The sequence below is a fragment of the Micromonospora sp. NBC_01739 genome (assembly GCF_035920385.1).
GTDB lineage: Bacteria > Actinomycetota > Actinomycetes > Mycobacteriales > Micromonosporaceae > Micromonospora.
This window is the reverse complement of the sequence record NZ_CP109151.1, coordinates 3,914,744-3,936,110: the sequence shown is the minus strand read 5'-3', so window position 1 is coordinate 3,936,110 and position 21,367 is coordinate 3,914,744. Positions and strand designations below refer to the sequence as shown.

20 protein-coding genes are annotated in these 21,367 nt (G+C 69.9%); 14 read left to right on the top strand and 6 right to left on the bottom strand.

Annotation, left to right across the window (positions count from 1 at the left end):
- Window positions 1-40 precede the first annotated feature (40 nt).
- The 5 genes from OIE53_RS17675 to OIE53_RS17655 all read left to right on the top strand — a co-directional run bounded on the left by OIE53_RS17675 (window position 41) and on the right by OIE53_RS17655 (window position 5,433).
- The gene (locus OIE53_RS17675) at window positions 41-2,581 is read left to right on the top strand and encodes a bifunctional FO biosynthesis protein CofGH (RefSeq protein WP_327022643.1); all 2,541 of its coding nucleotides are present in this window, start codon (window positions 41-43) and stop codon (window positions 2,579-2,581) included.
- 157 nt (window positions 2,582-2,738) lie between these two features.
- Window positions 2,739-2,873: a hypothetical protein gene (locus tag OIE53_RS17670; RefSeq protein ID WP_327022642.1), complete on the top strand. Its 135-nt coding sequence runs from the start codon at window positions 2,739-2,741 to the stop codon at window positions 2,871-2,873.
- A 75-nt stretch (window positions 2,874-2,948) separates the two neighbouring features.
- Complete coding sequence (locus tag OIE53_RS17665) at window positions 2,949-4,343, top strand: DUF4331 domain-containing protein (RefSeq protein ID WP_327022641.1); 1,395 nt, start codon at window positions 2,949-2,951, stop codon at window positions 4,341-4,343.
- A 17-nt stretch (window positions 4,344-4,360) separates the two neighbouring features.
- Complete coding sequence (locus OIE53_RS17660; RefSeq protein WP_327022640.1) at window positions 4,361-4,705, top strand: phospholipase; 345 nt, start codon at window positions 4,361-4,363, stop codon at window positions 4,703-4,705.
- A gap of 470 nt (window positions 4,706-5,175) precedes the next feature.
- Complete coding sequence (locus tag OIE53_RS17655) at window positions 5,176-5,433, top strand: WhiB family transcriptional regulator (RefSeq protein ID WP_013731688.1); 258 nt, start codon at window positions 5,176-5,178, stop codon at window positions 5,431-5,433.
- Between the two features lie 95 nt (window positions 5,434-5,528).
- On the opposite strand, the gene OIE53_RS17650 is transcribed toward OIE53_RS17655, so the two are convergent.
- Window positions 5,529-5,978 (bottom strand): metallopeptidase family protein, encoded by a 450-nt coding sequence (locus tag OIE53_RS17650; RefSeq protein WP_327022638.1) that lies wholly within the window; start codon window positions 5,976-5,978, stop codon window positions 5,529-5,531.
- A 151-nt stretch (window positions 5,979-6,129) separates the two neighbouring features.
- Between OIE53_RS17650 and OIE53_RS17645 the strand changes: the two genes are divergently transcribed.
- The gene (locus OIE53_RS17645) at window positions 6,130-6,498 is read left to right on the top strand and encodes a DUF3499 domain-containing protein (RefSeq protein ID WP_327022637.1); all 369 of its coding nucleotides are present in this window, start codon (window positions 6,130-6,132) and stop codon (window positions 6,496-6,498) included.
- Window positions 6,499-6,643: 145 nt separating this feature from the next.
- Here the strand turns inward: OIE53_RS17645 and OIE53_RS17640 are convergent, their stop codons facing one another.
- Together OIE53_RS17640 and OIE53_RS17635 are read right to left on the bottom strand one after the other, a co-directional pair.
- Window positions 6,644-8,020 carry an NAD(P)/FAD-dependent oxidoreductase gene (locus tag OIE53_RS17640; protein WP_327022636.1) on the bottom strand — a complete coding sequence of 459 codons (1,377 nt, stop codon included), beginning with the start codon at window positions 8,018-8,020 and terminating at the stop codon, window positions 6,644-6,646.
- A gap of 26 nt (window positions 8,021-8,046) precedes the next feature.
- Window positions 8,047-9,393: an aspartate aminotransferase family protein gene (locus tag OIE53_RS17635; RefSeq protein ID WP_327022635.1), complete on the bottom strand. Its 1,347-nt coding sequence runs from the start codon at window positions 9,391-9,393 to the stop codon at window positions 8,047-8,049.
- Window positions 9,394-9,754: 361 nt separating this feature from the next.
- Here OIE53_RS17635 and OIE53_RS17630 point away from each other — a divergent pair, with 361 nt between their 5' ends.
- Both OIE53_RS17630 and OIE53_RS17625 read left to right on the top strand, forming a co-directional pair.
- Window positions 9,755-10,525 (top strand): helix-turn-helix transcriptional regulator, encoded by a 771-nt coding sequence (locus tag OIE53_RS17630; RefSeq protein WP_327022634.1) that lies wholly within the window; start codon window positions 9,755-9,757, stop codon window positions 10,523-10,525.
- Window positions 10,516-10,713, top strand: coding sequence for a DUF397 domain-containing protein (locus tag OIE53_RS17625; protein ID WP_327022633.1), 198 nt, complete (start codon window positions 10,516-10,518; stop codon window positions 10,711-10,713). Before OIE53_RS17630 ends, OIE53_RS17625 begins: the two co-directional genes overlap by 10 nt.
- A 36-nt stretch (window positions 10,714-10,749) precedes the next feature.
- Here the strand turns inward: OIE53_RS17625 and OIE53_RS17620 are convergent, their stop codons facing one another.
- The gene (locus tag OIE53_RS17620) at window positions 10,750-11,262 is read right to left on the bottom strand and encodes an Lrp/AsnC family transcriptional regulator (protein WP_327022632.1); all 513 of its coding nucleotides are present in this window, start codon (window positions 11,260-11,262) and stop codon (window positions 10,750-10,752) included.
- A gap of 201 nt (window positions 11,263-11,463) precedes the next feature.
- Between OIE53_RS17620 and OIE53_RS17615 the strand changes: the two genes are divergently transcribed.
- The 6 genes from OIE53_RS17615 to OIE53_RS17590 all read left to right on the top strand — a co-directional run bounded on the left by OIE53_RS17615 (window position 11,464) and on the right by OIE53_RS17590 (window position 18,218).
- Window positions 11,464-12,648, top strand: coding sequence for a polyamine ABC transporter substrate-binding protein (locus OIE53_RS17615; RefSeq protein WP_327022631.1), 1,185 nt, complete (start codon window positions 11,464-11,466; stop codon window positions 12,646-12,648).
- Window positions 12,649-12,650: 2 nt separating this feature from the next.
- Window positions 12,651-13,802 (top strand): ABC transporter ATP-binding protein, encoded by a 1,152-nt coding sequence (locus OIE53_RS17610; protein WP_327022630.1) that lies wholly within the window; start codon window positions 12,651-12,653, stop codon window positions 13,800-13,802.
- On the top strand, window positions 13,799-14,713 hold the full coding sequence (locus OIE53_RS17605; RefSeq protein ID WP_327022629.1) for an ABC transporter permease: 915 nt from the start codon (window positions 13,799-13,801) through the stop codon (window positions 14,711-14,713). The genes OIE53_RS17610 and OIE53_RS17605 overlap by 4 nt, the downstream gene beginning before the upstream one ends.
- 55 nt (window positions 14,714-14,768) lie before the next feature.
- Window positions 14,769-15,611, top strand: a complete 843-nt coding sequence (locus OIE53_RS17600; protein ID WP_327022628.1) for an ABC transporter permease — start codon at window positions 14,769-14,771, stop codon at window positions 15,609-15,611.
- A complete protein-coding gene (locus OIE53_RS17595) occupies window positions 15,608-17,098 on the top strand; it encodes an NAD(P)/FAD-dependent oxidoreductase (RefSeq protein WP_327022627.1) in 1,491 nt (496 codons plus the stop codon). Before OIE53_RS17600 ends, OIE53_RS17595 begins: the two co-directional genes overlap by 4 nt.
- Before the next feature lie 307 nt (window positions 17,099-17,405).
- Entirely contained in the window at window positions 17,406-18,218 is an 813-nt protein-coding gene (locus OIE53_RS17590; RefSeq protein WP_327022626.1) for a DUF559 domain-containing protein, read from the top strand.
- 240 nt (window positions 18,219-18,458) lie between these two features.
- On the opposite strand, the gene gabT is transcribed toward OIE53_RS17590, so the two are convergent.
- On the bottom strand, window positions 18,459-19,730 hold the full coding sequence (gabT, locus tag OIE53_RS17585; RefSeq protein ID WP_327022625.1) for a 4-aminobutyrate--2-oxoglutarate transaminase: 1,272 nt from the start codon (window positions 19,728-19,730) through the stop codon (window positions 18,459-18,461).
- Window positions 19,731-19,797: 67 nt separating this feature from the next.
- On the bottom strand, window positions 19,798-21,234 hold the full coding sequence (locus tag OIE53_RS17580; protein WP_327022624.1) for a gamma-aminobutyraldehyde dehydrogenase: 1,437 nt from the start codon (window positions 21,232-21,234) through the stop codon (window positions 19,798-19,800).
- Between the last annotated feature and the right edge of the window lie 133 nt (window positions 21,235-21,367).

Here is a 21,367-nt window from a genome sequence, read left to right as displayed (position 1 = left end):
CCGGGGCGGTGGGCGGGGTGGCAGCGAATAGGCTGAGCGGATGGTTGACGGGAGCGGGCCCGTGTCGAGTGAGGCCGGGATTCGGCGGGCGTTGCGTCGGGCCGCCGCCGGCCGGGCACTCGATGTCGAGGAGGCCTCGGCGCTGCTGGCCGCGCGCGGTACGGCCCTCGACGAACTGCTCGACATCGCCGGGGCGATCCGCGACGCCGGTCTGCGGGAGGCCGGCCGACCGGGGGTGGTGACCTACTCCAAGAAGGTCTTCATCCCGCTGACCCGGCTGTGTCGGGACCGCTGCCACTACTGCACCTTCGCCACCGTGCCGCACCGGTTGCCGGCCGCCTTCCTCGACCGCGAGGAGGTGTTGGAGATCGCCCGGGCGGGTGCCGCGCAGGGCTGCAAGGAGGCGCTGTTCACGCTGGGCGACCGGCCGGAGGAGCGTTGGCCGGCGGCCCGGCAGTGGCTGGACGAACGGGGCTACGAGTCGACCCTGGACTACCTGCGGGCCTGCGCGGTGGCGGTGCTGGAGGAGACCGGCCTGCTGCCGCACCTGAACCCGGGGGTGCTCTCCTGGTCGGAGCTGCAACGGCTCAAGCCGGTCGCGCCCAGCATGGGCATGATGCTGGAGACCACGGCCACCCGGCTCTGGTCGGAGCCCGGCGGCCCGCACTACGGCTCACCGGACAAGGAACCGGCGGTACGGCTGCGGGTGCTCGACGACGCCGGGCGGGTCGGGGTCCCCTTCACCACCGGCATCCTGATCGGCATCGGCGAGACCCACCCCGAGCGGGTGGAGGCGATCTTCGCGATCCGCCGGGCGCACCGGGAGTACGGCCATCTCCAGGAGGTGATCGTGCAGAACTTCCGTGCCAAGCCGGACACCGCCATGCGGGCCATGCCGGACGCGGAACTGCACGATCTCGCGGCTACCGTGGCGGTGACCCGGGTGCTGCTCGGGCCCAAGGCCCGCATCCAGGCACCCCCCAACCTGATCGCCGGGGAGTACGACCTGTTGCTGCGGGCCGGCATCGACGACTGGGGCGGGGTCTCCCCGGTGACCCCGGATCATGTGAATCCGGAGCGTCCCTGGCCGCAGCTCGACGAGTTGGCGGCGCGGACGGCCGCTGCCGGGTTCACCCTGCGTGAGCGGCTGACGATTTACCCGGAGTATGTGCGGGCGGGCGAGCCGTGGCTGGATCCGCGCCTGCTGCCGCACGTCGGGGCGCTGGCCGATCCGGCCACCGGGCTGGCCGTGGAGGCGGCCCGGCCGGTGGGTCGGCCGTGGCAGGAGCCCGATGAGGCGTACGGCGGTCGTACCGACCTGCACCTCACCATCGACACCACCGGGCGTACCGACGACCGGCGGGGCGACTTCGACCACGTCTACGGTGACTGGTCCGAGGTGGCCGCCAAGGCGGTCGTACCCCCGACCCAGGTCGGCGGCCCCGGTCGAGCGGCCACGGCCGGTTTCGGCGACGCCGACCTGAGAGCCGGGCTGCGGTTGGCCGGGCAGGATCCGGCGGCGCTGCTGGAGCCCCGGCACGCCGAGGCGGCCCTGGCCCTGTTCGGCGCGGACGGTGCGGCGCTGGACGAGCTCTGCCGTACCGCGGACGATCTGCGCCGCGAGGCGGTCGGTGACGATGTCACCTACGTCGTCAACCGCAACATCAACTTCACGAATGTCTGTTACGTGGGCTGCCGGTTCTGCGCCTTCGCCCAGCGGGACCGCGACGCCGACGCGTACCGGCTGTCGGTGGAGCAGGTAGCCGACCGGGCCGAGGAGGCGTGGCAGGCCGGGGCCAGCGAGGTCTGCCTCCAGGGTGGCATCGATCCGAAGCTGCCGGTTACCGGCTACGCCGACCTGATCCGGGCGATCAAGGCGCGGGTACCGCAACTGCACGTGCACGCCTTCTCCCCGATGGAGATCGCCACCGCCGCCGCCAAGGCCGGGGTGTCCGTGCGCGAGTGGCTCAGCGGGCTGCGCGAGGCGGGGCTGGACACCATCCCGGGCACCGCCGCGGAGATCCTCGACGACGAGGTGCGCTGGGTGCTCACCAAGGGCAAACTGCCGACCGCCGCCTGGGTCGAGGTGGTCAGCACCGCCCACGAGCTGGGCATCCGGTCCAGCTCCACGATGATGTACGGACATGTGGATCATCCGGGCCAGTGGCTCACCCACTTCCGGGTGCTGGCCGGGGTGCAGGACCGTACCGGCGGGTTCACGGAGTTCGTGGCGCTGCCGTTCGTGCACACCAACGCGCCGATCTACCTGGCCGGCATCGCCCGGCCGGGGCCGACCTGGCGGGACAACCGGGCGGTGCACGCGATGGCCCGGGTGCTGCTGCACGGCCGTATCGACAGCATCCAGTGCTCCTGGGTCAAGCTCGGTGACGAGGGCAGCGCGGAGTTGCTGCGCAGCGGCTGCAACGACCTGGGCGGCACCCTGATGGAGGAGACCATCTCCCGGATGGCCGGCTCGGACAACGGGTCGGCGCGTACCGAGGAGCAGTTGCGGGCGATCGCGGCGGCGGCGGGCCGACCGGCCCGTAGGCGTACGACTGCGTACGGTCACGTGGAAGCCTGACATCGAACCTTCGCCCGCCGCCGGCCGTACCTGTCATTGCCGGCGGCGGTAGCGGCGAGGCTGTCGCCGCCGGCAACTTCTCACGGAGTTGGCGTGCCTCGACGCGCCGGTCCGTCCGCCATCGCGGGCCGTGTGCGCCGCTGCCGGAAAGGTTGCCATGAGAACTGAGACGATCGTGGTGCACCTGCGCGACGGCCGTTCCGGGATCATGGACGTCTTCGTCGGCGAGTCCCGCATCGAGGTGCGGGACCGGGGCCTGGCTGACCGGTTGCGGCGCGCCGCCCGGCGCTGATCTCCCGGCGCGGGCGCCGTACGCCTGGCCGATTCTCAAGCAATTCCTTCTCTCACCCAGTGAGGTGGCTGCGCCATGTCTTCACACCGTGAGGCGCCGGAGATCGCCAAGGATCCGGTCGCCGACTCCAGCGACCTGTACGCCTTCGTCACCCCGGACCGTCCAGACACGGTGACCCTGATCGCCAACTACGTGCCGCTGCAACTGCCCTCCGGGGGACCGAACTTCTTCGAGTTCGGTGACGACGTGCGGTACGAGATCCATGTGGACAACGACGGCGACGGTCGCCCGGACATCACCTACCGCTTCGAATTCAGCACCGAGATCACCAACCCGAACAGTTTTCTCTACAACACCGGCCCGATCGAGGCCCTGGACAGCGAGAACTGGAACCGGCGGCAGTTCTACCGGCTGACCCGGATCGCCGGTGGCAAGGAGCAGATGCTGGCCCGCAAGCTGCCCTGCCCGCCGAGCAACGTGGGCCCGCTGTCCATCCCGAACTACGGCGAACTGGTGCGCCAGGCCACCTTTAACCTCTCCACCGGGGAAAAGGTCTTCGCCGGGCAGCGGGCGGACGGCTTCTACGTGGATCTGGGGGCGATCTTCGACCTCGGTACCCTGCGCCCGTTCCAGCAACTGCATGTCGCCGGTAAGAACGTCTTCAAGGCACCCGGTGAGGCGGTGAACGCCCTGGACCGGATGAATGTGCACAGCATCGCCATCCAGGTGCCGGTGGAGAAGTTGCGTCGACGGGCCAGCCGGTACCACTGGCAGGAGCCGGCCTCGGTGATCGGGGTGTGGACCTCGGCCTCTCGGCGTCAGGTCAGGGTGCTCGGGGAACGCGCCGCCGCCGACACCAACGCCGGCCCGTTCACCCAGGTGTCCAGGTTGGGCAACCCGTTGTTCAACGAGGTCATCGTGCCGATGGCGCAGAAGGACCTGTGGAACACCCTGCCGCCCTCGGAGGACAAGCGGTTCGCGCAGTTCGTCGAGCAACCCGAACTGGCTGCCCTGCTGCCGGTGCTCTACCCGGATGTCTTTCCGAACCTGGAGCGGCTGAACAAGTCGAAGAAGGCGCGGGCGGACCTGGTAGCCATCCTGCTGACCGGCATACCGGAGGGGTTGATCAAGGGCTTCGCCAACGCCACCGGCGACACCCGGGCCGACCTGCTGCGGCTGAACACCGCGATCGCGCCGGCCCGCCGACCTAACCGGTTGGGGGTGCTCGGCGGCGATCTGGCGGGTTACCCGAACGGCCGGCGGGTCACCGACGACGTGGTGACCATCGCCCTGCGGGCCATCGCCGGGCTGACCGTGCCGCTGGTGGACCGGAAGTTCACCCCGGACGAGGCGGCGGCCGCGGTGACTCCGGGGCTCACCGAGGCCGACGTGACCGCACCCTTCCTGCGCAAATTCCCATTCCTCGGTACGCCGTACGACGGGTTCAACAACCCGCTGGTACGAGCCTGATTCGGGGTGGGTGTCGGATGACCGATCATGTTCACGCGTACGGGCCGACCGGCAGTGGAACGGTGATGCTCAACCTCGGCGGGGACACCGGTGCCCTGATCATTCACACCGGACGTGGACTGCTCGGCCGGGAGATCGAGATCAGCCTGGCCGACGGGGGTGGTCAGCGGCGGACCCATGCGGCCGTACGGGAGCGGCAGGTCCTGGACGGCACCTTCCACAGTGCGGTCTACCCGGATCTTCCCTCCGGTCTGTATACCGTCTGGTGGGACGAAACGAAGCCGGCCGGTGCGGTCACCGTTACCGGTGGGGCGGTGGCCGAGTTCGTCTGGCCCACCAGCATTTCTCCTCCCGCTGACTGATTCTGTACGCCCAGCCGGCGGCCGCGTTGGTCCACGATGTGGACTCAGCGCGGCCGTCGCGCTTGTGGTCGACGGGCAGGGTGGACGAAGTCGGGATAACCTTGCTTCCCAAGATCAATCGTTGTCGTGGCTGGTCTGCCGGAAGCGCTCGCAGATGGCCGGAGGGGGTCGACCGTGGGGCGGACGCCACGGGAGAAAACTCGGGCAACTCGCCGGGAGGGGCGTTACTCGGCCGGGGTCTGAATCGATAGGGCAGGGCGAGGCCGGGTGGTCCGCAGGGCCGTCCGGGAGCGTGTCGGGAGGGCGACTCCATTATCAAGTTTGGCTTGACGGCGCACGCATTACACGCGTGTAATTTGAATGGGGTTGTTCACTCGGAACGCAACAAAACGGGGCCGGACGGACAAACACGCCTTTCGCGTGGGGGGTTGCAGCGGCGATGACGCCGGTGCGCGACAAGGAGGCAACTGATGGACGGCCAACTCGAGGCGGCCGACCTGCTCGGAAACGCGCCGGAGTGGCAGGAGCGGGCGTTGTGCTCGCAGACCGACCCGGAGGCGTTCTTCCCCGAGAAGGGCGGCTCGACCCGCGAGGCGAAGCGGATCTGCTCGCGGTGCGAGGTCAAGACCGAGTGCCTCGAATACGCTCTCGGGCACGACGAGCGGTTCGGGATCTGGGGCGGACTCTCCGAGCGGGAGCGTCGCAAGCTCAAGCGACGCGCCGCCTGATCCGTGCTCGGGCCGGGGCGGTTGGGGACCGCCCCGCCCGGAGGCTTGGTCGTCCCGGACGGCCTGTCGCGGTGGGGGCCGCGACAGGGTGAGCGTCAGGCCAGCTCGTCCGGGTCGACACCGAGCAGGTTAGCCACCTGCTCGATGATCACATCGTGGACCAGGTCGGCCAGGTCCTCCCGGTCCATCGCCCGGAACTCCAGCGGACGTCGGTACAACACGATCCGGGGTGGCACCTCCTGGCGACCGGGCCGTCCCGGCAACAGCCGAGCCAGCGGGACCTCGCCATCCTCCAGCACATCGGAGTCGTAGACGTTGAGCTCGGGTGGGACGTCCTCCACGGCGAACTCGACCCCGGCCAGTTCCTTGGCGAACCGGCGTTCCAGGGTCTCGACCGTGTCCAGCACCAGTTCGTCGAAGATCTCCGCCTTGGTACGGGCCAGCGGCACGGTGGCCGGCACGAGCCGTCCGCGCAGGCCACGACCGTGCCGGTCGCGGTGGCCCCGCCGGCTGGCGCCGGGGCGGCGGTTCTCCGGGCTCGTCATGAGCCAAAGGGTAGCCCCCGCCCCTGGCCGGCCACAGCTACGCCGACACCGTGGCGTGCCGGGTCGATGTGTGGGAAATGTGATCACCAAGTCGGGCGTGTCGTAACGCGAAGCAGTGCGCCGGACCCGGTAATGGAGATACCCTGCGCCGGTGAGGTCACCACGGCGCTGCTCCCGCAACGGCTGCCCCCGGCAAGCAGTCGCCACGCTGACCTATGTCTATAACGAGTCGACAGCCGTGGTCGGCCCCCTGGCCGCGTTCGCCGAGCCGCACACCTACGACCTCTGCGAGCCGCACGCCCGCAGCCTCACCGCCCCCCGGGGCTGGGAGGTGGTCCGGCACGAGGGCGAGTTCGAGCCCCCGCCGCCCACCACAGACGACCTGGTCGCCCTGGCCGAGGCGGTACGCGAAGCCGCCCGCCCCGCCCCCCGCCCCCCGGCCGAGGACCAGAACACCCACCCGACCCCACCCTCCACCTCCCGCCGCGGCCACCTCCGCGTAATCCCCCCCACCCACTAACCACCCCACCCGCGCCCGCACCCCCACCCCCTGCCAGGCGCGTTGATCATGAGGTTAGCGGCGGTCGTCGATCTCCAAACCGCCGCTAACCTCATGATCAACGCGGCAGGAGCGGGTGGGGAGGGGGAGTGGCCAGGGGAGGGGGTTAGTTGCCCAGGAGGCGGGAGAAGGATTGGGCTCGGCGGGAGGGGTGGCCGGTGCGGAACTCGGCTTCGTCGGCGGAGAACATGATCCGCAGGGCGGCGTTGACGGCCAGCCAGCGTAGGGGCTCGGGCTCCCAGTGGGGGGAACGGTGGTTGACCCAGGGTAGGGCGGTCAGGTCGGTTCGCTCTCCGCGGATCAGATCGGCCAGGGTGCGTCCGGCCAGGTTGCTGGTGCCGACCCCGTCGCCCACGTACCCACCGGCCCAGGCCAGCCCGTCGGCCGGCTGGTAACCGACCGAGGCGGCCCAGTCCCGGGCCACCCCCAGCGGCCCACCCCAGGTGTGTGACACCGGCACCTCGGGGCCCAGCACCGGGAACAGGTCGCCGAGGGTACGACGCAGCGCCGCGAAGACCCGTGGCTCCCGGTCGTACGCGGTCCGGACCCGGGAGCCGAAATGGTACGGGGCACCCCGCCCGCCGAAGGCGAGTCGACCGTCGGCGGTGCGTTGGCCGTAGACGATGACATGCCGAAAATCGGTGAAGGTCTCCCGCTCGGCCAGGCCGATCCGGGCCCAGGTGGCCGGTGACAGGGGTTCGGTGGCGAGCATCAGTGAGTAGACCGGAGCGATGGCCCGCCGCTGACCGGGCAACCCCGGGGTGTACCCCTCGGTGGCCCGCACCACCACCGGTGCCCGTACGGTCCCGTGCGGGGTCACCGCCGCACCCCGACGGATCCGGGTGACCGGGGTCCGTTCGTGGATCGTCACCCCGCGTCGCTCCACCGCCCTGGCCAGCCCTCGGACCAGCCGGGCCGGATGCACGGTCGCGCAGTGCGGGGTGTACGTGCCACCCCGTACCCCCTCGGCGGCGCATCGGGCCTCGGCCTCGTCCGGACCGAGCAGGGCTAGATCCTCGGCGCCGAACCCGAACTCCCGGGCCTCCAGGACGCTCGCGTGGGCCCGCTGAAGTTGCGGTGCGCTGCGGGCCAGCGTGACCGTGCCCGCGTACGACCAGTGGCAGTCGATGCCCTCGGCCGCGACCACCCGACCGACCTCGCGCACGGTGTCGTACATGGCCCGTTGCATGGCGATCGCGGGGTCCCGACCGTGCCGCCGGGCCAGCCCGGTCAGTGAGGTGGGCAGCAGGGCCGAGCACCAGCCCCCGTTGCGCCCGGAGGCGCCGAAACCGGCCACCTGACGCTCCAGCACCACGATGCGCAGACTCGGGTCGGCCTGCGCCAGGTAGTACGCCGTCCACAACCCGGTGTAGCCCGCCCCGACGATCACCACATCGGCATCGGTGTCACCGCCCAACGCCGCACGCGGAGTCAGCGGCTCGTCGACTGTGGACAGCCAGTACGACAGGTCGTGGTAGGACACGGCGCCTCCTGATGCTGCCGGCGTCGTCAGAGGCGGGACCAGGCCTCGGTGAGCACGGTGCGCAGGATCTGCTCGATCTCGTCGAACTGCTGCTGTCCGGCGATCAGCGGCGGAGCCAGCTGCACCACCGGGTCACCCCGGTCGTCGGCACGGCAGTAGAGCCCGGCGTCGAACAAGGCGGTGGAGAGGAAGCCCCGCAGCAGCCGCTCCGACTCGGCCTCGTTGAAGGTCTCCCGGGTCGCCTTGTCCTTGACCAGCTCGATGCCGTAGAAGTAGCCGTCGCCCCGCACGTCGCCGACGATCGGCAGGTCGTGCAGCTTCTCCAGGGTGGCGCGGAAGGCGCCCTCGTTGGCCCGTACGTGCCCGATGAGATCCTCCCGGGCGAAGACCTCCAGGTTGGCCAGGGCGACCGCGCAGGAGACCGGGTGACCGCCGAAGGTCACCCCGTGGGCGAACATGCCGGTCTCGGTCAGGAAGGGCTCCATCAGCCGGTCGCTGGCGATCATCGCACCGAGGGGGGCGTACCCGGAGGTGATGCCCTTGGCGGTGGTGATGATGTCCGGCTGGTAGCCGTAGCGGACCGCACCGAAGTACTCGCCGAGCCGCCCCCACGAGCAGATCACCTCGTCGCTGACCAGCAACACGTCGTAGGCGTCGCAGATCTCCCGGACCCGCTCGAAGTAGCCCGGCGGCGGGGGGAAGCACCCCCCGGAGTTCTGCACCGGCTCCAGGAAGACCGCCGCCACCGTGTCCGGCCCCTCCCGTTCGATGGCCCGACCGATCTCCTCGGCGGCCCACCGGCCGAACGCCACCGGATCGTCGCCGTGCTCCGGCGCCCGGTAGAAGTTCGTGTTCGGCACCTTGATGCCGCCGGGCACCAGGGGCTCGAAGTCGGTCTTGATGCCGGGCAGGCCGGTGATCGACAGGGCGCCCATGGAGGTGCCGTGATAGGCGATGTACCGGCTGACCACCTTGTGCTTGGTCGGCTTGCCGACCCGCTTGAAGTACGCCCGAGCCAGCTTCCAGGCCGCCTCGACCGCCTCCGAGCCGCCGGTGGTGAAGAAGACCCGGTTCAGGTCGCCCGGGGTCAGGGTGGAGATCCGCTCCGCCAGCTCCACCGCGGTCGGATGCGCGTACGACCAGAGCGGGAAGTAGGCCAGCTCCCCGGCCTGCTTCGCGGCGGCCTCCGCCAACTCGGTGCGCCCGTGGCCGGCGTTGACGACGAAGAGGCCCGCGAGCCCGTCCAGGTAGCGGCGGCCCTGCGCATCCCAGACGTACGCTCCCTCGCCGCGAACGATGGTCGGCACCTCGCCGGCGGAGTAGCTCGCCATCCGGGTGAAATGCATCCAGAGGTGGTCGGTGGCGTTGGCCATGTCAGCCCCATCGGTCTCGGGCCGGTCAGGGGTCACCGGCCGCTCTGCCCACGGTTATCCCATAGTTTCGCGCCGAAAGGCAAGTGCAATCGGTTGACCAGGCGGCCCATAGCAACGAATTCAGCGAGTCAGAGTGAGATGGGCAACGGAATCCGCATCTCCGCCGGGCGGCGGGCGAGGTGGCGGGGGCGGGTTGGCGGGAGATGGTCGGCGGGACTCTTCTGGGGCGTTTGGGGGACGGTTCGGTGGTGGGTGAGATGCGCCGAAACAGTCCTGCGCAACACGCCGGGAGCGGGCGGACAGCGCCACTCAGGGTGGTTAGCGTGCAGCGCAACGTGACGGTCGGGTGGGAGGTCGGGAGATGAACGAGACGCTGAGGTTGGCGATGGCCAACAAGGGCGAGACGGCGGAGTCGTTGGCCGGGAAGGTCGGCGTCGACCCGAAGACGGCGGTTCGGTGGGTCGCGGACGGGCGGATTCCGCATCCACGGACCAGGGTCGCCGTCGCCACCGTGCTCGGGCGCCAGGCCGAGGAACTCTGGCCGGAGCCGTTTCGCCGCCGCGATCTGCCCTGGTTCCGGGAGTGGGCGGAACTGGAGCAGCGGGCCAGCTCACTGCGGTCGTACCAGCCGCTGTTGGTGCCGGGGCTGCTGCAGACCGAGGCGTACGCCCGAGGGGTGCTGGCCACCGGGAGCCTGTTGCCGCCGACGGAGGTGGAGGAGATCGTCGCCGGGCGGTTGGCGCGGCAGCGGGTGCTGGAGCGGGAGAGTCCGCTCCAACTGGTCGCGGTGATCGATGAGGTGGTGTTGCGCCGGCAGGTGGGCGGCGATCGGGGGGTGATGGTCGGGCAGCTTGCCCACCTGGCCGAGTTGGGTGAGCGGGAGCATGTGCAGGTGCGGGTGATTCCGGCGGAGAATCCGTGGCACACCGGCCTGGCCGGGCCGTTCGTGTTGGCCCGCACCCCGGACGGCAACGAGGCGGCCTATCTGGACAATCAGCTGCGCGGTCAGGTGGTGACCGAGCGTGCCGACCTTGCTAGCCTGGGCGCTAGATGGGAGAGCGTCACCGGTGAGGCGCTGCCCCGTCGCCAGTCCATCGAGCTGATCAGGGAAGTGGCGACGACATGGAGATGACCGGCGCCCGCTGGCGCACCGCCACCCGCAGCAGCAACAACGGCGGCGACTGTGTCGAGGTGGCCGACAACCTGCCCGGCCGGATCCTGGTACGCGACAGCAAGGATCGGGCCGGTGGCCTGCTGACCTTCACTCCCGACGCCTGGCGCACCTTCGTCGCGGCCACCCCGCGCCAAGCTGGCCGCTGACTGTCGCGGTTCGCCGTGTCGATCAAGCAGGGTGGGTCAGGCGGTGCCCCAGGTGTAGGTCTGTTTGCGGAGTTTGAGGTAGACGAAGGCTTCGGTGGAGACCACGCCGGGGACGGCGCGTAGGCGTTGCAGGATCTCCAGCAGGTGCTCGTCGTTGCGGCAGACCACCTCGGCCAGCAGGTCGAAGGAGCCGGCGGTGATCACCACGTAGTCGACCTCGTCGATATCGGCGATCCGGTCGGCTACGGATTCCAGGTCTCCGTCGGTACGTAGGCCGATCATGGCCTGTCGGGGGAAGCCGAGTTGGAGGGGGTCGGTCACCGCGACGATCTGCATCACCCCGGCGTCCAGCAGGCGCTGCACCCGCTGGCGTACGGCTGCCTCGGAGAGCCCCACGGCCTTGCCGATGGTGGCGTACGGCCGACGGCCGTCTTCCTGTAGCTGCTCGATGATCTGCTTGGCCACGTCGTCGAGCAGGGCGTGACTCGCGCCCTCGCGCACACTGACCCGGCGCCCGCCGCTGCCGTTGTCGTGCTGCCGGTTCGTCATCGACCGCTCCCCATGTCCATCACCGACTGAGCCTAACGTTATCGGCGGTTCTGGCGTAATCCGTCGTCCGAAGCTATAGCGACAACGGAATCCCTTGTACGGGAGGGTTCCTCATGTCAGGATCAGTCGTCCATCGCCATTGACCCTCCCGCCGGCGTGTCACCCCCGTCCTACCGCCGAACGAGCAATAGGAGTCGTCACATGCGTAGTACCTTCCGGCCCCTCACCCGGCGTGGTCTGCTCACTGGCACCCTCGGTTCGGCTGCCCTGCTCGCCGCCGGTGGCACCCTCGCCGGTTGTGGCACCCCGGGTGCCCAACAGACCGAGGCCGGCTGCGTCAGCGAGGACCTGTCCGGCACGGAGAAGAAGCTGGCCTTCTCCAACTGGCCGCAGTACATGGACGTCGACGACGATGACACCGCCAAGCGGCCCTCGCTGGACGGGTTCGTCAGCAAGAGCGGCATCCAGGTGAGCTACACCGAGGATGTCAACGACAACAACGAGTTCTTCGGCAAGGTGCAGAACCAGCTCGCGGCCTGCCAGGGCACCGGGCGGGACATCATGGTGCTCACCGACTGGATGGCGGCCCGGATGATCCGGCTGGGCTGGATCCAGAAGCTGGACAAGGCGAACCTGCCCAACGTCGAGGCGAACCTGCTGCCCTCGCTGCGCAACCGTCCCTTCGACGCGGACAATCAGCTGGCCGTGCCGTGGCAGTCCGGCCTGGCCGGGTTGGCCTACAACGGACGGGTCACCGGCGAGCTTCGTACCCTGGACGAACTGCTGACCCGCCCGGACCTCAAGGGCAAGGTGACCGCGTTGACCGAGATGCGCGACACCATGGGGCTGATGTTGATGTCCAACGGTCACAACCCCTCCGACTTCACCAGCGCCCAGTTCGACGACGCCCTCAACAAGCTCAAGAAGGCCGTCGACTCCGGACAGATCCGCCGTTTCACCGGTAACGACTACGCCCCCGACCTGGCCAAGGGGGACATCGCGGCCTGCATCGGCTGGTCCGGCGACATCATTCAACTCGGCTTCGACGACGAGAAGATCAAGTTCGTCGTACCGGAATCCGGGGTGATGCTCTGGTCGGACAACATGCTCGTACCGAACAAGGCGACCCACAAGGCCAACGCCGAAGCGTTGATGAACCACTACTACGAGCCCGCGGTCGCCGCCCAACTGGCCGCCTACGTCAACTACATCTGCCCGGTGCAGGGGGCGCAGGCGGAGATGGAGAAGATCGACCCGAAGCTGGCCGCGAACCCGCTGATCTTCCCCGACCAGGACATTCTGGCCAACTCCCGGGTCTTCATGGCCTTGGATGAGAAGCAGGAGCGCGAGTACGAGACCAAGTTCCAGCAGGTTATCGGAGCGTGACGATGGCCCGGGAGACACCGGCCGGCGACCTGCGCCTGGCCAACCTCACCAAGACCTTCGGTGCCTTCACCGCCGTCGACGATCTCAGCCTGACCATCGCCCAGGGCTCCTTCTTCGCCCTGCTCGGTGCCTCCGGCTGCGGCAAGACGACCACCCTGCGGATGGTCGCCGGGCTGGAGGAGCCGACCAGCGGGCAGGTGCTGCTCGGTGATCGGGACATCGCCGGGCTGCGCCCGTACAAGCGGCCGGTCAACACGGTGTTCCAGAGCTACGCCCTCTTCCCGCACCTGGACATCTTCGAGAACGTGGCCTTCGGGCTGCGCAGACGTGGCATCCGTTCGGTGGACGAGCAGGTGCGGCAGATGCTGTCCCTGGTGCAACTCGACGGGTACGAGCGACGTCGCCCGGCCCAGCTCTCCGGCGGCCAGCAGCAACGGGTCGCACTGGCCCGAGCGTTGATCAACCACCCCCAGGTGCTGCTGCTCGACGAGCCGCTGGGCGCGCTGGACCTCAAACTGCGTCGCCAGATGCAGATCGAACTCAAGCGGATCCAGACCGAGGTCGGCATCACCTTCGTGCATGTCACCCACGACCAGGAGGAGGCCATGACGATGGCCGACACGGTCGCGGTGATGAACGCCGGACGGATCGAGCAACTCGGCGCACCGGCCGACATCTACGAGTTCCCGGCCACCGCCTTCGTGGCCAACTTTCTGGGCCAGTCCAACCTGATCGCCGGTGAGGTCTCCGGCAGCAACGGCGAGGACACCCTGGTCACCGCGCGGGGGGCACGGTTCTCCGTGCCGTCGGCCCGGGCCCGCACCGACCAGGGCCCGGTCTATCTAGGCGTACGCCCGGAGAAGCTGCACCTGGCCGCGGCGGCCGTGCAGGTGCCCGCCGGCAGCCAGCACCTGGACGGGACCATCTCGGACGCCTCGTACGTCGGGGTGAGCACCCAGTATCTGCTGCGTACCAGTTGGGGCACCGAGCTGAGCGTCTTCGTCGCCAACAGTGGGACCCAAGAGCGCTTCGCCGTCGGGGAACGGGCGGTGGCCTACTGGGATCCCCGGCACGCCTTCCTGCTCGACCGTCGGGCCGGGGAGGACGACCGCACCTCGCCCGTACTCGACCAGCCGGTGGGTGCGTCCTCGTGAGCGTCTTCGCTCACGTACCCACGGGTTCCGGGCAGCCGGTGACGCCGCCGCCGGCCGCCCGCTCGGCGCGGTACCGGTTCCTGCCGTACCTGCTGTTGCTGCCCGGCGCGGCCTGGCTGCTGCTGTTCTTCGCCGTGCCGCTGGTGCAACTGGCCTCGGCCAGCCTCTACGACCCGGAGGGTTCCCTCTCCACCGGGTACGCGCTGACCTGGGCCTTCGGCAACTATCCGACCGCCCTGCAGCAGTACTGGCCGCAGTTCAGCCGGTCCTTCCTGTACGCCGGTATCGCCCTGGTCCTGGCCCTGCTGATGGGCTACCCCCTGGCGTACGCGATCGCGCAGAAGGCCGGGCGCTGGAAGAACCTGCTGCTGGTCTGCGTGGTGGCCCCCATGTTCACCAGCTTCCTGGTGCGCACCCTGGCCTGGAAGACCATCCTGTCGGACAACGGTTGGCTGGTCGGGCTGCTGCGCGACGTACACCTGCTAGGCCCGGACGGGCGGCTGCTGGCCACCCCGATCGCGGTGGTGCTCGGCCTGACGTACAACTTCCTGCCGTTTCTGGTGCTGCCGCTGTACGCGAGCCTGGAGCGGCTGGACCCCCGGCTGCTGGAAGCCTCCAGTGACCTGTACGCCAGCCCGCTGAAAACCTTCCGCCGGGTCACCCTGCCGTTGTCGATGCCCGGGCTGATCGCCGGCACCCTGCTGTTCTTCATCCCGGCGACCGGTGACTACATCAACGCCGAACTGCTGGGCACCCCGAACCAGTACATGATCGGCAACGTCATCGACTCGGCTTTCCTGGTCCGGCTGGACTACCCCCAGGGGGCGGCCCTGTCGTTCCTGCTGATGTCGACGGTCCTGGCGGTGGTCTTCGTCTACCTCCGTCGGGCGGGCACGGAGGATGTCCTGTGAGCGCGAGGAGTGCAGCGCAGCGGAGCCCCGCAGTCGCGAACGAAAGGTGGGCTCGGTGAGTCGGGTCTCCCGCTGGTTCGCCCAGCACTGGGTGATGGGGGTCGCCCTGCTGGTGCTCGGCTACCTGTTCCTGCCGATCGCCGTGGTCGCCGCCCTGTCGTTCAACCGCCCGTCGAGCCGACTGTCGTACGACTTCAACGAGTTCACCCTCGACAACTGGCGTAACCCGTGCGCCACCTCGGACATGTGCGACGCCGTGCTGCGCAGCGCCCAGATCGGGTTCCTCGCCACGGTGGCGGCCACCGTCCTCGGCACCCTGATGGCCTTCGCCCTGGTCCGGCACCGGTTCCGGGGCCGCTCCGGGCTCAACGTGCTGATCTTCCTGCCGATGGCCACTCCGGAACTGGTGATGGGCACCTCCCTGCTGGCCCTGTTCGTCGCCGGTGGGGTGCCGCTGGGCTTCTGGACCATCGTCATCGCGCACGTCATGTTCTGCCTGTCGTTCGTGGTGGTGACGGTCAAGGCGCGGCTGGCCGGGATGGACCGGCGGCTGGAGGAGGCCGCGATGGACCTGTACGCCAGCGAGTGGCAGACCTTCCGCCGGATCACCCTGCCGCTGGTGCTGCCCGGCATCGTGGCCGCCGCCCTGCTGGCCTTCTCCCTGAGCTTCGACGACTTCATCATCACGAACTTCAACTCCGGCACCACGGTCACCTTCCCGATGTACGTCTGGGGTGCCGCCCAGCGGGGCATCCCCCCGCAGGTCAACGTGATCGGTACGGCCATGTTCGCGATCGCCCTGCTGCTGGTGCTGGCCACCATGGCGCGAGGGCGGCGGGCCCGCCGGGCGGCCCTCATCGCGGCCGTGCCGGCCCCCCGGGCGGGCGACCGGCCATGAACGGGCCGCCCCCCGACCGGGCCCTAGCCGAGGCGGTACGCGCACCGTACTGGCTGGACCGGCCGGAGCGGCCCGATCCGCTGCCGCCGCTGGCCGGGCCGACCAGCGCCGATCTGCTGGTGATCGGTGGTGGGTACGGCGGGTTGTGGTCCGCCCTGCTGGCCAAGCAGGCCGACCCGGGGCGGGACGTGCTGCTGGTGGAGGCGGGCACCTGCGGCTGGGCGGCCTCCGGACGCAACGGTGGTTTCTGTGCCGCCTCGCTGACCCACGGGCTGGCCAACGGGGTGCAGCGGTTCCCGGACGAGATCGACGAGTTGGAGCGGCTGGGCCGGGAGAACCTGGACGCCATCGCCGCGACCGTGGCCGGGTACGGCATCGACTGCGACTTCGAGCGCACCGGCGAGTTGTCCGTGGCGGTCGAGCCGTACCAACTCGACGGGTTGGCCGAGGAGGCCGCCCTGGCCCGGCGGTACGGCCACCAGGTCAGCCTGCTCGACGCCGACCAGGTACGGGCCGAGGTGAACTCCCCGACGTACCTGGGCGGGTTGTGGGACCGGGACCGGGTGGCGATGCTGGACCCGGCGCGACTGGCCTGGGGGCTGCGCCGGGCCTGCCTGGACCTCGGGGTACGCATCCACGAGCACACCCGGGTGACCGGGCTGCGCCGGGCCGGCGGGGCCCTGCTGGCCCGGACCACCGGCGCCGACGGCCTCCCCGGCGCCGACGGCCTCCCCGGCGCCGACGGCCTCCCCGGCGCCGACGGCCTCCCCGGCGCCGACGGCCTCCCCGGGGCGGTGTGCGCCGACCGGGTGGTGCTGGCCACGAACGCCTTCCCGCCCCTGCTGCGCCGACTGCGCGCCTGGGTGGTGCCGGTGTACGACTACGCGCTGATGACCGAACCGCTGACCACGGCCCAGCGGGATGCCATCGGCTGGCGTAACCGGCAGGGGTTGGCGGACACCGGCAACCAGTTCCACTACTACCGGATCACCGGCGAGGGTCGGATCCTGTTCGGCGGGTACGACGCGGTCTACCACTACGGCAACCGGGTGGCCCCCGCCCTGGAACAGCGCGAGGCCACCTTCACCGCCCTGGCCAGCCACTTCTTCACCACCTTCCCGCAACTGGCCGAGGTGCGGTTCAGCCACCGGTGGGGTGGGGTGATCGACACCTGCACCCGGTTCTGCGCCTTCTTCGGCACCGCCTACGACGGCCGACTGGCGTACGTGGCCGGCTACACCGGGCTGGGGGTAGGGGCCACCCGCTTCGGCGCCCGGGTCCTGCTCGACCTGGTCGCCGGGGCGGACACCCCGCTGACCCGACTCGCCCTGGTGCGCGACAAGCCCCTGCCCTTCCCACCCGAACCGGCCCGCGCGATCGGTATCGGACTGACCCGCTGGTCCCTGGCCCGCGCCGACGCCCGACAGGGCCACCGCAACCTCTGGCTCCGCACCCTGGACCGCGTCGGCCTGGGCTTCGACTCCTGACCCCCGTCCCCGCCGCGCCCTTTCGCCCCTCGCCCCCTCGCGCCCTCGCGCCTCACCCCACCGCGCCCTCTCCCCGCCGATCTTGCACTTTTGGTCGGGGCATAACGGGATGAAAGCCTCAAACTGGCGACCGAAAGTGCAAGATCGACGGGGTGGGTGGGGGTGCCTAGCACGAAAGAGGGGGTGGGTGGGGGTTATCCACAGGGCGGTTGGTTGTCCACAGGGGAGGGGTGTGGGGCGGGGGTGAAGGGTGGAGGCGGGGCAGGGTGCGGGGGTGACTGCTCAACTGTGGCGAGTGGAAAGCTTGATGCGTACCCTGACCGCCCGTCGGCTGCGCACCCGGCTCAGTCGGGAGGAGTTGCGTCGGGTGCGCCGGGGTGTCTACGCCGAACAGCCTGTCGATGACGAGGACGAACTACGGGCTCTCCTGATGTGTCTGCCGGCGGGCGCCATGTTCGCCAGGCAGACGGCGGCGCGGCGGCACGGGTTCGGGGTACTGCGCGACGATCTCGTGCATGTCCAGGTGCCGCCCAGCGTGCCGAAACCCCGGCTGCCCGGGCTGATGGTGCACCACAGCGTGTTACCGGTGCAGCCGGTGCTGGTACGCGGGCTGCCGTGCGTGCCTGCGGCACGTTGCGCGGTCGACCTGGCGCGTACGGTGCCTCGGTTCGATGCACTTCCCGTGCTGGACTCGGCGCTGCGATCCGAGGCGGTGACCCCGGACGATCTGCTCGCCGAGGTGGGCGCACATCGGGCGCTACGCGGCGTACGCCAAGCGCGAGAGCTGGTGCCGCTGGCCGACGGTCGGGCGGAATGCCGCCAGGAGAGCCAACTACGGTTGGTGCTGTTGGACGGGCGACTGCCGCCACCCGAGCCGCAACTGTGGGTCCCGGACCGCTACGGCACCCTGCGGTACCGCCTCGACCTGGGCTACCGGGAGCGCAGGGTCGGCATCGAGTACGACGGCCTCTCCCACCTGGACCGGGATGCCCTGAGGTACGATCGGGAGCGGGTCAACTGGCTAGACGCGCAGGGCTGGCGGATGCGCTACTTCACCGACCGCGACCTGTACCGCCGCCCCGCCCACATCATCGCCACCATCCGAGCAGCCCTCTCCTAACCACCCCACCCCACCCGCGCACGCCCGCCCCCACTGGCCCGCCCTCCCCGACCCGCGATCTTGCACTTTCTGCCGGTGCAAAGAGTGCATAGCGGGACGAATGAGCGACCGAAAGTGCAAGATCGCGGAGGGCTGGGGGCCTTTTCACCGAAGCGAGGGCCTGGCGGCAGTTTCGGGGAAAGTGCTGCCTCGTCAGGTGGCGAGGCAGCACTTTCCCCGATGTTGTAGGGATGGTCCGGGTCATCCGAAGGCGGCGTCGAGGATGTCCATGGCACGGGACAGGTCCTCGTCGGAGATGACCAACGGGGGCAGGAAACGCAGCACGTTGCCGTAGGTGCCGCAGGTCAGGATGAGCAGGCCGGCGGCGTGGCAGGCCGCCGAGACCGCTGCCGTGGCGACCGGGTCGGGGGTCAGGGTGCCCGGCTGCACGATCTCCACGGCGAGCATCGCGCCGCGACCGCGTACCTCGGCGATCGTCGGATCCCGTTCGGCGATCGCCCGCAGCCGGGCACCCAGTACGGCCTCGATCCGCCGGGCCGCACCCGCCAGGTCCAGCTCGTGCATGGTGTCGATCGAGGCCAGGGCGGCGGCGCAGGCGATCGGGTTGCCCCCGTAGGTGCCGCCCAGCCCGCCGACGTGCACCGCGTCCATCAGCTCCGCCCGGCCGGTCACCGCGGCCAGCGGCAACCCACCGGCGATGCCCTTGGCCAGGGTGATCAGATCCGGCTCGACCCCTTCGTGCTGGCAGGCGAACCAGTCGCCGGTGCGGCAGAAGCCGGTCTGGATCTCGTCGGCGATGAAGACCACCCCGGCCGCCGTCGCCCACTCGCGCAACGCCGGTAGGAAACCCGCCGCCGGTACGACGAAACCCCCCTCGCCCTGGATCGGCTCGATCAGCAGCGCGGCCACGTTCTCCGCGCCGACCTGCTTCTCCACCAACTCGATCGCGCGGGCCGCGGCGGTGGCGCCGTCCAGGCCACCGTCGCGCAGGGGGTACGACATCGGCACCCGGTAGATCTCCCCGGCGAAGGGCCCGAACCGGTGCTTGTACGGCATGTTCTTCGCGGTCAACGCCATGGTCAGGTTGGTCCGGCCGTGGTATGCGTGGTCGAAGACCACCACCGCCGGTCGACCGGTGGCGTGGCGGGCGATCTTGACGGCGTTCTCCACCGCCTCGGCACCGGAGTTGAACAACGCCGAACGCTTCTCGAAGCCGCCCGGGGTCAGCTCGTTGAGCTGCTCGCAGACCGCCACGTACGACTCGTACGGCGCGACCATGAAGCAGGTGTGGGTGAAGCGCTCGACCTGGGCGCGCACCGCCTCGACCACCTTGGGGGCGCTGTTGCCCACGTTGGTGACCGCGATGCCGGCGGCGAAGTCGATCCACTGGCGGCCCTCGACATCGGTGAGGGTGCCGCCGGAGGCGGTGTCGACATAGGAGGCGATGACGCTGCCGACACCTCGCGCGACGGCCGAACCCCGCCGCTTGTGCAGCTCCGCTGAAGAGGTCATGAGATGGCTGTGCCTTCTTTCGTTCGCGACTGCGGGGCTCGCAACCCCGGCTCACTCCTCGCGCTCACTAGCCCTCGATGTTGTGCATGACGTGCTTGATCCGGGTGTAGTCCTCCAGGCTGTAGATCGAGAGATCCTTGCCGTGCCCGGAGTGCTTGAACCCGCCGTGCGGCATCTCGGAGATGAACGGGATGTGGGTGTTCACCCAGACACAGCCGAAGTCGAGTCGGCGGGTCATCCGCATCGCCCGGCCGTGGTCACGGGTCCAGACCGAGGCGGACAGGCCGTAGTCGACCCCGTTGGCCCAGCGCACCGCCTCGTCCTCGTCGGAGAACCGCTGCACCGTGATGACCGGGCCGAAGACCTCCTGCTGAATGATCTCGTCGGCCTGCTGCAGGCCGGAGACGACCGTGGGGGCGTAGAAGAAGCCGCGCTCGCCCACCTGGGAACCGCCGGTCTGCAGGTTCGCGTGGTCCGGCAGCCGGTCCACGAAGCCGCGTACCCGGGCCAGTTGGTTGGCGTTGTTCAGCGGGCCGTAGAGCACGTCCTCCTCGTCCGGCAGGCCGGTCCTGGTGTTGCGGGCCTGCTCGGTGAGGGCGGCGACGAAGTCCTCGTGGACCCCGGGGGCGGTCAGCACCCGGGTGGCGGCGGTGCAGTCCTGGCCGGCGTTGAAGTAGCCACCCATCGCGATCGCCTCGGCCGCTGCCGCGATGTCCGCGTCGTCGAAGATCACCACCGGGGCCTTGCCGCCCAGTTCCAGGTGGGTGCGCTTGAGGTCGGGCGCGGCGGCGGCGGCGACCTCCATGCCGGCCCGGGTGGACCCGGTGATCGACACCAGTTGCGGGGTGGGGTGCGCGACCAGGGCCCGGCCGGTGTCCCGGTCACCACAGACCACGTTGAACACCCCCGGCGGCAGGACCTCGGCGGCGATCTCGGCCAGCAGCAGGGTCGACACCGGGGTGGTGTCCGAGGGCTTCAGCACCACGGTGTTCCCGGCCGCCAACGCGGGCGCGATCTTCCAGACCGCCATCATCAACGGGTAGTTCCAGGGGGTGACCTGGGCGCAGACCCCGATCGGCTCGCGCCGCACGTAGGAGGTGTGCCCGGCCATGTACTCACCGGCCGAGCGGCCCTCCAGCAGCCGGGCGGCACCGGCGAAGAACCGGAACTCGTCCACCGCGGGCGGCAACTCCTCATCCGCGGTGAGCTGTCGGGGCTTGCCGGTGTTGCGGACCTCGGCGTCGACCAGGTCGGCGGCCCGGGCCTCTACCGCGTCGGCGAGCTTGAGCAGGGCCTTCTGCCGCTCCGCCGGAGTGCTGTCCCGCCAACTGTCGAAGGCGGTGGCGGCGGCCCGCATCGCCGCGTCGACATCGGCGGCCCCGGAGACCGGGGCCTGGGCGAAGACCTCCCCGGTGCAGGGGTCGATCAGGTCGGCATAGCCACCGTCGACCGGCTCGACGTACTCGCCGTTGACGAAGTTGCGCAGCTTCTGCTGGTCACTCATGACAGGATCACTCCGAAGGGGTCCGGGGGCGCGCTGCGGCGGTTATCGCAACCTTCGTGCCATCTTGGCTACTGAATTCGCGGCAGACAAGGGTCAAGGCGACCGTTTCCGTCGGCCTGTCTCTGGATTAGGC